13 protein-coding genes are annotated in these 11,926 nt (G+C 33.9%); 5 read left to right on the forward strand and 8 right to left on the reverse strand.

Going from position 1 to position 11,926, the window contains the following annotated elements; translation table 11 throughout:
* Positions 1–8: 8 nt before the first annotated feature.
* Positions 9–107 carry an IS3 family transposase gene (locus tag VFM92_RS02595; protein WP_414675557.1) on the forward strand — a complete coding sequence of 33 codons (99 nt, stop codon included), beginning with the start codon at positions 9–11 and terminating at the stop codon, positions 105–107.
* 89 nt (positions 108–196) lie between these two features.
* Positions 197–1,099, forward strand: a complete 903-nt coding sequence (locus VFM92_RS02600) for a YihY/virulence factor BrkB family protein (protein ID WP_325120636.1) — start codon at positions 197–199, stop codon at positions 1,097–1,099.
* Between the two features lie 13 nt (positions 1,100–1,112).
* Here VFM92_RS02600 and VFM92_RS02605 read toward each other — a convergent pair whose 3' ends face one another.
* Complete coding sequence (locus tag VFM92_RS02605) at positions 1,113–1,886, reverse strand: CDP-alcohol phosphatidyltransferase family protein (RefSeq protein WP_325120637.1); 774 nt, start codon at positions 1,884–1,886, stop codon at positions 1,113–1,115.
* Between the two features lie 254 nt (positions 1,887–2,140).
* Between VFM92_RS02605 and VFM92_RS02610 the strand changes: the two genes are divergently transcribed.
* Positions 2,141–3,103: a hypothetical protein gene (locus tag VFM92_RS02610; RefSeq protein ID WP_325120638.1), complete on the forward strand. Its 963-nt coding sequence runs from the start codon at positions 2,141–2,143 to the stop codon at positions 3,101–3,103.
* A 21-nt stretch (positions 3,104–3,124) separates the two neighbouring features.
* Here the strand turns inward: VFM92_RS02610 and VFM92_RS02615 are convergent, their stop codons facing one another.
* Positions 3,125–4,288: an iron-containing alcohol dehydrogenase gene (locus VFM92_RS02615; protein WP_325120639.1), complete on the reverse strand. Its 1,164-nt coding sequence runs from the start codon at positions 4,286–4,288 to the stop codon at positions 3,125–3,127.
* A 333-nt stretch (positions 4,289–4,621) separates the two neighbouring features.
* Here VFM92_RS02615 and VFM92_RS02620 point away from each other — a divergent pair, with 333 nt between their 5' ends.
* Complete coding sequence (locus VFM92_RS02620) at positions 4,622–5,155, forward strand: hypothetical protein (protein ID WP_325120640.1); 534 nt, start codon at positions 4,622–4,624, stop codon at positions 5,153–5,155.
* Positions 5,156–5,183: 28 nt separating this feature from the next.
* Here VFM92_RS02620 and VFM92_RS02625 read toward each other — a convergent pair whose 3' ends face one another.
* The 5 genes from VFM92_RS02625 to VFM92_RS02645 all read right to left on the reverse strand — a co-directional run bounded on the left by VFM92_RS02625 (position 5,184) and on the right by VFM92_RS02645 (position 9,572).
* A complete protein-coding gene (locus VFM92_RS02625; protein ID WP_325120641.1) occupies positions 5,184–6,059 on the reverse strand; it encodes a biotin-dependent carboxyltransferase family protein in 876 nt (291 codons plus the stop codon).
* Positions 6,049–6,723 carry a 5-oxoprolinase subunit PxpB gene (gene pxpB, locus VFM92_RS02630; protein ID WP_325120642.1) on the reverse strand — a complete coding sequence of 225 codons (675 nt, stop codon included), beginning with the start codon at positions 6,721–6,723 and terminating at the stop codon, positions 6,049–6,051. Before pxpB ends, VFM92_RS02625 begins: the two co-directional genes overlap by 11 nt.
* Positions 6,720–7,475: a 5-oxoprolinase subunit PxpA gene (locus VFM92_RS02635; protein ID WP_325120643.1), complete on the reverse strand. Its 756-nt coding sequence runs from the start codon at positions 7,473–7,475 to the stop codon at positions 6,720–6,722. The genes pxpB and VFM92_RS02635 overlap by 4 nt, the downstream gene beginning before the upstream one ends.
* An 8-nt stretch (positions 7,476–7,483) precedes the next feature.
* Positions 7,484–8,695, reverse strand: a complete 1,212-nt coding sequence (locus VFM92_RS02640) for an Nramp family divalent metal transporter (protein WP_325120644.1) — start codon at positions 8,693–8,695, stop codon at positions 7,484–7,486.
* Between the two features lie 292 nt (positions 8,696–8,987).
* A complete protein-coding gene (locus VFM92_RS02645) occupies positions 8,988–9,572 on the reverse strand; it encodes a redoxin domain-containing protein (protein ID WP_325120645.1) in 585 nt (194 codons plus the stop codon).
* A gap of 285 nt (positions 9,573–9,857) precedes the next feature.
* Here VFM92_RS02645 and VFM92_RS02650 point away from each other — a divergent pair, with 285 nt between their 5' ends.
* Positions 9,858–10,355, forward strand: coding sequence for a hypothetical protein (locus VFM92_RS02650; RefSeq protein WP_325120646.1), 498 nt, complete (start codon positions 9,858–9,860; stop codon positions 10,353–10,355).
* Here VFM92_RS02650 and VFM92_RS02655 read toward each other — a convergent pair.
* Positions 10,336–11,926 (reverse strand): IS1182 family transposase (locus tag VFM92_RS02655; protein WP_325120647.1); only part of this gene is annotated, 1,591 nt, incomplete at its 5' end. The two genes, VFM92_RS02650 and VFM92_RS02655, sit on opposite strands and share 20 nt — an antisense overlap.

An 11,926-nucleotide genomic window follows, 5' to 3' on the forward strand; every position in this document is an offset into this window, starting at 1 on the left:
TCAAGGAAGTGACAGCCTATATCGACTATTACAACAATTATCGAATAAAAAGTAAACTAAAAGGAATGAGTCCTGTGAAATACAGAACTCATTCACAAATAAATTAATTTTTAATCCGTCCAACTTTTTGGGGTCAGATCAATAGCTTCGGTTTTTCTTTCTATTTTAAGTGGAATTAAGCCTACGTAATTTACAAATGAAAGAAAAAGCATTAGCCATTTTAAAATTAATACCAAAATCAATAAAGGATTTAAAAGATAAAAACCCTTTACAATTAGCCTCTTCAACCGCTTTCTTTAGTTTATTTGCAATCCCGCCATTATTGGTTATTCTTATCAATAGCCTGAGTTTATTTATTAAGCCTGAATTTTTAAACGATGAAATATTTAGTCAAATCAGTAATATTTTAGGCAATTCAGGAACAGAAGAAATAAAACAAATATTTAGAAATTTTCAAGAACTGCCTGATGATATAATAACCTCCGTTTTAGTATTTGTATTTCTGCTATTTATCGGAACAAATTTATTCTTTTTAGTACAGTTAAATATCAATCAGGTTTGGGATATACCCTCAAAAAGTAATCAGAAATTTACTTCTCATCTACGTGGACGATTAACTGCAATCATCCTTGTTTTAATAGGGGGCGCCATAATTTTAGTAGCCATATTATCTGATATTGTTCTAGCATTTATTGGGGATCAAATCAATGAGATTTTACCTAATATTAAAAGCTCTGTTGTAAGAATCATTAGTTTAGTTTTCTCCTTATTAACTTTTACAGCTTGGTTTACTTTGCTTTTCAAAATACTTCCAAACGCTAAATTAGAATGGAGACCGGCAATAGTTGGTGGTATTATGTCTTCTGTATTATTTAAAATAGGTCAGGTCGTAATAGGGCAAATTCTTGTAAATAGTAACATAAAAGGAATATTTGGCGCATCGAGTAGCATTGTTTTAGTAATGCTATTTATATTCTATGTTTCATTTATTTTCTATTTTGTAGCTATGTTTATCAAAAACTATTCAGAATTAATTGACCAGCCTATTACCACTATAAGTAATAAGGCTCATGAAAACTTTAATAAAAAGGTGAATTAATTACTATTTCTTTTTACTCTCTTATTGTTGTTTTTCTGATGATGATAAAAACAAAAGTTAGTAATCCGTAAGCAACAAAAAAGGGAATAATATAATTTATTAAACCCATAGATAGCATTATGGCCATTAACATTAATTGAAAGCCTAAACCATAAATTGATATCATGGACATAAACCAATTTGGATATTGTCTTATTTTAAAAGCCTCTTTATCAAATTGATATATAATCCAATCAAATGGAAAATATAAAATCTGAAAAATTCTAAAAAGCACATTCACAGTAGATTGATTTTCTATTGGAAAGGCGTTAGGGGCTTTCATTTCAAATATCTTACTGGTTGTATCTCCACCAACAGAACGATGTCTTAGAATCACGTAATAGTAATTATACAAGGTGCCTTGCAGTTGAATACATAAGAAAGAAATGAATGCCAGCCAATAGGGACAGCTAGATTTATAACTGATTACCATAATAAATATGAAATTTAATATACTATCAAAAATGGAATCTAAATATCTACCTGAATAAGAAGGTCTTCCCTTTATCCTAGCTAATTCTCCGTCCATTGCGTCTACAATTGATTTTAAAATTAACCCTACTCCAGCAATTAAATATGATTCTATGGCTATAGCATATGCAGAAAACAGTCCTATGATACCAAATCCTATCGTAACATGAATAGGAGTGAGTGAAGTGTCTTTAATTAAATTTGAAAATAAGATTGCTGGTGCTCTTCCGTAATCTGAGAAGTCAAAGAATTTCTGTTCCTTATCTATTTTTGGCATTTATGAATGAAATCGTGCAATTCAAATCAATAAGAATGGCAGGTTAATAAATTGTTTATTTAGTGTTATTAAATAATTACCTAAAGATAACTACACGATTTAAATATTTGTTTAAATAAATTAATCCTCTTTAAAAGTTAATCTAATATTAGAATAATTTTATTGAAATAGATTTCAATCAATCTAAACAATATTGCTTCTAAAATATTACAATATTTAATTGGTGAATTTAATTTACGTCTTTACATTAATGTGTGCATTTATTTAAACTAAGAACTTACTGGCAGAAAAGTGATTTTTTCGGGAAAGCCTCCCTGATATTTCGTTATGCAGCTTACAGCTTTAATGCACTATATCTCTGGATGTTTCTTGATTTTAAGAATATTCCAATTGATGGTTGGCATTATCTGACTTTTAGTATTGCTGTCTTTTTACCCTATATAATATTCGTTTATTATGTAAATTCTGATAATAATAAAGGAATAGGTATTAGACAAAACATGTTTGATTTTTTTGTAGTGGGCTGGTTTGTTGGGCTTATACATTTATTATATATTCCTAGTTTCATCTTTATTCTAGGTTTGGTGAGTAATTATGTTGCTTCAAGAGGTTTTCACAAACTTTATCGCTTACTGCTAATTCCAATCGGATATCTGATAACCTTGCCTATTTATGGATTTCAGATTGAAGGTAATTTACCCGATGTATTATTACACTTAGCTTTAGCCTATGCATTGATCCATTTTACTTCCATAGCCTATATAAGCTATAAATTTTCTCAAAATGTTCAACTGACAAATCGTAAGGTGACGCTGCAGCAAAAAGAAATTTTAACGCAATCGGAAGAATTACAAGCGCTCAATGATTCACTTCAAGCTTTAAATAATCATTTGGAAGATAAAGTCCGAGAGCGAACAGAGGAATTAGAGTTGAAAAATGAAAAGCTTGCAGAATATACTTTTATTAATGGTCATCAATTAAGAGCCCCAGTGGCTACAATGCTTGGCTTGTGTAATTTATTGAATTACACGAATGAACTGATGGAAAAGGAAGAAATAATTGAAAAGCTTAAAGACGAAGTAACCATTTTGGATATAACGATAAAAGAAATAAGATTTAAACTAGAATCTGACCAAGTTATCATTGATAAAATGAAAAAGGTAGAAACTGAACACTCACAGTATTACAAACTAACTGAAAAGCTTCAGAACAATTAGAATATCCAGTTTCTATCCTTGTTAAATACTCATTTCTACTATTTCCTTAGCCAAATCTGGTCCAACTTTCTGTCTTTCACCTAAACCCATCCATTTGCGTTCAGTAAATCGTTCATGGACTATCTGAGCCGTTTTATCATAATCCTTGGTGTAATCTGATAGCTTGGTATCTATCCCTAAAGATTGAAAGAACGATATGGTTTTTTCAATTGCTTTCTCGGCAATTTCAATATCTGATTCACCTTGAATATTCCAAACTCTTTTGCCGTATTGAGCTAATTTATCTTTCTTATCGTCAAAGAGTTTTTTGTATAAATTTGGTGCAATGATAGCTAAGGTACGAGCATGGTCGATTCCATGTAAAGCCGTTAATTCATGCGCAATCATATGGGTTGCCCAATCAGTTGGGACGCCTAATCGTAATATCCCGTTTAAGGCCATGGTTGCCGACCACATAAAATTGGAAGCAGCTTTGTAATCAGAAGGGTCTTCCATTACTTTTGGTCCAATTTCAATCAAAGTCTGTAAAATTCCTTCCGCTATTCTGTCTTGTAAAAGAGCATCATGCTGATAGGTCAAATATTGCTCAAGAGTATGCGTATAAGCATCTACAATGCCATTAGCAATTTGTCTTTTTGGCAACGATTGAATTACTGTAGGGTCGCAAATTGAAAATACAGGAAAATATTGCGGCCCACCGAAAGTTCTTTTTTCTTGTGTAGCTGCTTTGGTTACCACTGCACCTGAATTCATTTCTGAACCAGTGGCAGGCAAAGTCAAAACAGAACCAAATGGTAACACTTTTTCCTGTTTTCTAGATAAGCCTTTTGCTACTAAATCCCATTCGTCACCATCATAAAAAGTAGCTGCAGATAAGAATTTACAACCATCTATCACTGAACCACCACCAACAGCCAAAATGAAATCAACTTTTTCACTTCTGATGATTTCCACAGCTTTCATTAAGGTTTCAAAATGAGGATTCGGTTCTATACCAGAAAATTCAGTGACTTTAAAGTCTTTAGTGGCTTCAATCACCTGGTCATAAATACTATTCTTTTTAATACTTCCACCACCATAAGCCAGTAGAATATGACTTCCAGTTGGAATATTATCAGTCAATTTTTTTATTTCCCCTTCTCCAAATATGATTTTGGTTGGATTTTTAAATTCAAATGATTTCATAATTATGATTTGTTTTCAAACCATAACGCCTCAACGGAATGAGAGTTTATATATTCTTTGATAATTATTGATTTAACGTATATTCTTTCTTGTGATGAAGTAGACGGCCTTTTCAATTTTTTAAAGTGACATTTTAACAAGATAAATGCGAATATTTCTTTGATTTAGGTATTTATAAGTTGCCTTGTTACACAATGAATAGTAAATCTATTTTATTGATTTTGATAAACTAAAATTGAAAACATTTAACACCATAAATTATATACTTTAGTTCAATATTTAGAGGAATTGAAGATAAATTGATTTAAATTTCCAAAAACTATACATCAAGTAATGTGGAATATTAAATATATACTGATAAGTATTTTAGCTGTCGTCTTCAGTTTTGTTGTACATGAATTTTCGCATTGGCTATACGGAGAATTCTTAGGATATGATATGATAATGACACTTAATACGGTCTATCCAGCTTCAGGGAAATATAATGCGCAGTCGGATTATATGTTGATTTCTGCAGTGGGCCCCATCATCACTTTAATTCAAACGGTCGTTTTCTTTTTTCTATTGACCAGAAGTAAAAACTTATATTTCTTTCCCTTCTTATTCAATTCCTTTTATTTGCAATTAATGTCTGGAGTGATGAATTTTTCTAGACCGAATGACTTGGGTAGAATAAGTTCTTATCTTGAATTAGGCTTATTCACTATCCCTATACTTGCGATGTTGTTGCATTCAATTCTTTTTTTTAGAGCGATTAAATTGAATGAAATTAAAAAGAAGAGCGTATGGATTACAGTTTTTTATGCTATTCTGTTCTCATCCATTTGGATATTAACGAATCAATTTTTTAAAGTGATTTTAATTTGAGGTTTATCCAACTTTGATTTTAAACCATTTAATCCAAACTAAACCAAATCTCATCACCAGGTTTTAATTGTGCCAGCTGGTCTAAATCTTCATTGATAATATTGGCAATTCTTGGGTAACCACCTGTTGTTTGGGCATCATTCAATAGAATAATAGGTTGGCCACTTCCTGTAATTTGAATGGTTCCTGGGATGATTCCTGAGGAAATCATTTCCGTTCTTTCCTCTGAATCAGTTAAAATAGTTTTCAATCTGTAGCCCATCCGGTTGGCATCATTTGAAATATCATGTCCGTGACCAAAAAATTTGGCAATGGATTCGCGCGAAATACTTTCGAACTCAGGCCCAGGCTTCACTCTTAATCTTACTCTGTGGGACAAAATTGGAGTATGCTTGTTTTTATCCCAACTTCCGGTTTTATTTAAAAATGCAGAAATGATGTGTAATTTGCTTCCTTTACGAATAATGCTGTCTGGCGTGGCTTCTGGTGCTTGTAAAAGTGGGCTTACACTTCCTTTCCATTTTTTGGCTTTCCATTCTCCTGCAACCGCTAAGTAGGATCTGCAACCTGATTTTAGCTTGCCGAACTTAATAATTGAACCACTTTTAATGTAAATAGCTGTATTGTTTTCAATCAATTTATCATCACAGTAAAGCTCAAATGGCGCTCCAGTTAATGCAATTAATGCATCCGAATCGAATAAAATCTCTGGTCCTGTCATTGTAATTTCCAACACAGGTACATTTTTCTTATTACCTACTAAATGATTTGCCATGGCAGCAGATGTGCCGTCCAATGCCCCTCCAACAGGTACACCCAAATTCTGCGAACCAGCTCTACCATTATCTTGCAGAGTAGTCTGAAGACCGGGTTTTAAAAATGTTAAGGTCAATTCATTTGCCATTTTTCTGAAGGGTTTTAAAAGTTTCGGCACTAATGGATTTAAATTTCACTTTATCTCCCATTTTTATGAGGAAAGCATCGTCACTCAGCGGGTTAAATATTTTAAGAGGTGTTTGTCCAATTAATTGCCAACCACCTGGAGCATCCGTAGGGTAAATTCCTGTTTGCTTTCCTGCTATGGCTACACTTCCAGCTGCAACTTGCTTTCGGGGCGTGGCTTTTCTTTTGCACTCTAATTCCTCTGGTAGTTGTCCTAAATACGGGAAACCAGGAAGAAATCCCATCATATAAACGTCATAAGTGCCCGAAGTATGCATGGAAATGATTTTTTCAGGGCTTAATTTGATTTCCTTAGAGAGAGATTCCATATCTGGGGCATATTCCGAATCATAACATACCGGGATTTCGATAACTTTAGCATCTGATTTCGTTTTATCAGTTGTTATTTTCAGCTTTTCAATTTTGGATTTCAAGTTTTCGAAATCCGTGATGACTTTATCAAATACTACTGTAATCGAGCAATAGGCAGGGATTTGATATATAACTTCACCGAATCCACTAATTTTATCATAATAAGCTTTGACTATTTCATGAATTTCAGCGTCTATTTTCTGTTCAAAATTGATCAGCAAAGCATTATTTCCATACAGTTTTATACCAATCATAATTGGATGCATTTAACAATGATGGGCAGGTCTACATTATGAATAGCTTTTAAAATTTCTTCCGCCAGCGGATTGTCTCCGTGAATGCATAAACTATCCACTTTCATTGGGATTTTTCTTCCGCTTGCCGTTTCCACTTCTCCATTTTTGGCTATGGAGATGAATTGATTCAAACTTTCATCCACCGACTCCAGTACGGATCCTTTTTCTTTTCGGGACATTAAACTGCCATCTTCCATATAACGCCTGTCCAAAAACCCTTCCTTTATAAACTGGAAACCATATTCTTTTGCGATTTCTCCGAAAGGACTTCCCGCTAAACCTAGTATGGCTAAATTGGGATTGATTTCTTTAACTGCGGATAGAAATATTTTAGCTTCCTTTTCATCATGGGCAATGGAATTATACAAAGCACCATGAGCCTTGATGTATTTCAGTTCTCCGCCCAAGCTTTTAACCATTCCTTGTAATGCTGAGATTTGATATTTAATAGAGGCTTTTAATTCTTCTGAGGAGAGTTCAATTTTACGTCTGCCGAAACCAGCTAAATCAGGATAGGAGGGGTGGGCTCCAATTTGAACATTGTATTGAAGCGCTTTCTTAATGGTATTTTCAATATGTAATGGGTCACCGCCATGAAATCCACAGGCAATATTGCATGAGCTGATATGAGGAAAAACGGCATCATCATTACCCATTATGAATTGACCAAAACTTTCCCCTAAATCGCAATTAATATCTATTGAACTCATCTTTTAGATTAAATAATTCCTATGGCAGTAAAAATGCTTTTGAAGCCTAATAGTAAAGTTACAATAATAACCAAAACGCCAATTATATTAATGAGTTTTGAATTCACGTGATTTCCCATCAGGGCTTTGTCGTTGACAATCCACAAAAGATAAATAGCTAAAATGGGTAATAACAATCCATTGGCGACCTGTGCAAAAAGAATAAGGGCAATGGGACGAAAACCTAAGGATGCGATAATAATTCCTGTAAAGAGTACAAAAGCCCAGACCATTTTGAATTTCTTATTATTCAAGCCGCCTTTCCAGTCCAATATTTCTGATGTAGCAAATGCAGCAGCTAATGGTGCAGTTATACTTGAAGAAAATCCGGCTGCCAGAAAGCCGAATGCTATAAAATGAGTAGACCAATTGCCTAATATGGGTTGTAGTTGTTCACCCAACACTCCAATCCCATCAATTTCTTGTGGGTTTGCTTCAAAAGCAACTGCAGCGGTCACCATTATGGCCATGGTAATCAGGCCTCCTAAACTTACAGAAAGAATGGTATCTAACCTTGAGATCTGTAATGAGTCACCAGTTTTCCATTTTGTTTTACTGGCCGATGCATGAAGGAATAAATTGTAAGGAACTACCGTTGTACCAATTAACCCAACTACCATTAAACCAGCTTTTTCTGGTATAACGGGAATGAAAAGAGCTTTTAAGATTTCAGTTATTGAAGGTTGTAAAAGTATGGCTGCAAAAATAAAAACAAAGCCCATTGTACTTACCAAGATCACGAGAAAGCGCTCTATGTATTTGTATTTGCCGAGAAAAAGAAGAATAAAAGTGACAATACCTATGAGGATGAGCAATAAATTGATGCCGAACACTTTGGGTAAATCTTCAAAACCCAAGACGGCACCAGCCAAATTTCCTGATTCGTAAGCGGCATTACCGATTACAATTGCACTAATAACAAGCCCAAAGCTAACGTATCTTATAACTTTATTGTTAGATTTTTTACGAATGGCTTCACCTAAGCCCATTTTTGCTTGTGTACCCAATCGGGCAGTCATTTCTTGTAGAATAATAGTTGCTAAAATGGAAAAGAGCATAGCCCACAGCAGGGTATATCCGTAACCTGCTCCTGCCATGCTAGCTGTGGTAACAGTTCCAGGTCCAATAAAAGCTGCAGCCACTATCATTCCAGGACCCAATTGCTTTAATTTTTCAAGCATTCACTTTTTTGTGAAAAGTTAAGAAAAATATTGGGAGTGTGAATATAGAAGTTAGGAGAAGCTTATTTTTTCTTCTTTTTCCCTGGTTTAATGTCATTTTTCAAATCTTAGAAATCTGAAATTTCCTTTCCATTATCAAATTTGGCATCAAATTCCGATACTTTTATAACTTTCTTTTTCAACTTTAAATATTATTTAGCAATCACAGAGATAATTTTCACTATTCAACCGAAAGCAAAAAAAATAGCCCCTTTTATGGGGCAAAGAGGCTATTGGAATATTTAGGAGGCTTTTAAGCCGTCTCTCTATCATCATTATCAAAAATACTGCTGTCATCAGCAAATTTATCAATAAGGTCTAAATCCAATCTATCCGTTAAGGTTTTTGAATAATGCAATTTCTTTAATCTAAACCCTTTATCCACCAAAAATTCAGCTGGAATGGTATTGATGGACTCTCCATCTTTCATCATATGCATAGGTACCCCCTTCATTTTGGCTTTTATAGCTGTTTGTATAAAACTCGTAATGTGGCTTTTAGTAGAAATCCCAGAATTTTCTTCTAGCCCATATTTCCCATAGATAACTTTTTGAGGATCCGAAATCAAAGGAATAGGGGAAACCTCCTGGTGAAATGTACTTCTTAATAAAACACTTTCTTTTGATTCGAAAAAGAAAATCATTTCTAAACCTTTAGCTTTTAATTTTTCATGCACTTTAGTTAAAGCATGTACTCTTAAATTACAAAAAGGACAACCCGCATGTCGGAAAAACCCAATAAAAATTTTCTTGTCTTTATATTCTTCCAGATTTATCTGACGACCATAAATATCTTTTAAATTAAATAGTGGCGCTAATGCGGTATTACGTAAACTCATGTATTTTTAATTTATTTTGTTTAAGCAATTTACGTTAAACAGTGATCATATGGTTCTACTTTTTGGAAATAATTTGCATGGTCTTTTAACTTCACTATTCTAATATAATTCAAATTTGGCAATCATAATTTGTTTAAATATTTTGTAAGATCACCACATTACATGATTATATAATGAAACAAAAGAACTATTCAATGCCTTTAGAATGTAATTTCATTAATATACGAAACTTTATATTTCTTTAATAGTACCTAATTATGAACCTTTTAACAAAAACTAGAACCCATGAAAAATTTAATAGGATTAATTATAGCAATATTAGTTGTAACCAACCTTAACGCACAATCTATTTACTCTGAGCTACGTGATGGACTTGTTGACAAAAATTATGAGTCTTTCAGTCTGTTAGATCCTACGAAAGAAGTAAAACCAAATTCAGCAGAAGCATTGATTATTAGTGAAGATTACATGGCGCAAGTAACAACATATACAGTTCCAGATTTTCCTTCCGTGGAAGTTAAAAAACAGGTGGAAAATGCTATTAAACATGAATTAATAACACAGGACTACAAACATCAGGAATCAAATGGCGAAATGTTGGTTTCTTATTTAATCTTTAATAGAGAAGGAACACTTCAAGGTGATTTTTCTGAAGATGAAGCATATGGATTAGACAAAGAAGAATATGAAGTTAAAAAAGGTACTTTATTAATTTCAATAATCGATAAAGAAAGTGGTGCAACAGTATGTGGCTGTTGCACAACTACCTTTTATAAAAGTTAAAATTACGACTCATTTCTGGATAATTTCTGTTTTGAAGTCCTGTTATAGATAGAGACTTCCGATACACTGAAAAAACAGATAAGAATTGACTTATTTTATTGTTAAATCGGTCAATTAAAGTCTTTCTTGACCAACTTGAAGCTAGTGGTGCCTTGAACTTGATGAGCTTTTTAAGATTATAGGCAATCGCTGACATAAGCAGGCATTTAGTGGCGTTAGATAACCCCCTGGTATTCAGTCTTTTCATGTTCAAGTAATTGACAAGTGTGCCTATAACAGGTTCAACTGTGCTATGCCGTAGATTCTTCATTCTTTGGCCTTTTCTACTCTTAACCCGTTGTTCCATTTGCATGAACAGTGGCCTTGACAGGGTTTCAGTAATCATTTTATTTCTTGATTTCCCGATACAGGACAATCTTATTGGGCATTCTTTGCAGTCGGATGATCTACTCAAGTATTGCTTACTTAATGAATGATTCTTCTTTAAGCCTTTGTATTTGAGATACTTACCTTGAGAGCAGACATAGTGATCATGTTCTGGGTCGTAACTAAAACCTTCCCTTTCAGGCTTGAAACCTCCAAAATTGGGGATGTAGCCTCTCAATTCCATTTTTTCCAATGTTTCAAGAGATTCGGTACTACTATAGTTTGTATCTGCTAAAACTTCTTCCATTATTAAACCTTCCCTGCCAAGGTTGTCGACAGTCTGGTTAAGAACCTCCCCTAAACATTGACTGTCCCTCTTATCGGCATGGAATGCCTGCGCGTGTGTGATGACATGGCTTCCAGTATCGACACTGACCTGCCCTAAATAGTTTAACAGAGTCGGCTTGCCCGGTTTTGTTGCTATACGTGAATCGGGATCGGAGGGGCTGTAATGGGTTTTATTGTTGCGCTTTTGACCTTTACCAAAACGTTCATCTTTTGATTTTACAACAGGTAATGTTCTTGTTTTTTCTTTATCCTCCTCTTCATTTTCCTTTAGCTCAGCACTATAGGTAGCCGCATCTGAAAGGATATCTTTTTCAAGAAGGCTTTCCATTGAGGCATTTGCCTTGATAAACATACTGTCTACCGCTTGTCGCCTTCCTGAAAGCATTCCTTTATTGATGCACTGCTTTAATACCTCTTGAAACAAACTCAAAAACACATCTTCACCATATAATTTTCTGGTTCTGCTCAAGGTACTATGCCATGGAAGGGGTTCATCTATATCATAACCTATAAAAAATAGCAGATCCATTCTCATGGAGGCTGACTGAATAATTTTTCGGTCAGAAGTAATGTTTTCCAGATACCCAACTAGCATCAATTTAAAGAAAACAACCGGATCAACACTTGCCTGTCCTTCCTTTCCATAATAAGGTGCTGTTGCCCGATATAAAAAACGGAAATCAATGAGTTTTAGAACCTGACGGTATATATTTTCTTCTGGAACCCGGTCAGATAATTGAAACGATGTGAACAGTTTCTCTTGATAATTCTTTCTTCCTTGCATGGCAAAATATAGCAAATAAAATAGACTTATACAACTGATAGTCAGATGTTTATATAGTATATATATATATATA

Source organism: Marivirga sp., assembly GCF_035704835.1.
Classification (GTDB): Bacteria; Bacteroidota; Bacteroidia; order Cytophagales; family Cyclobacteriaceae; genus Marivirga.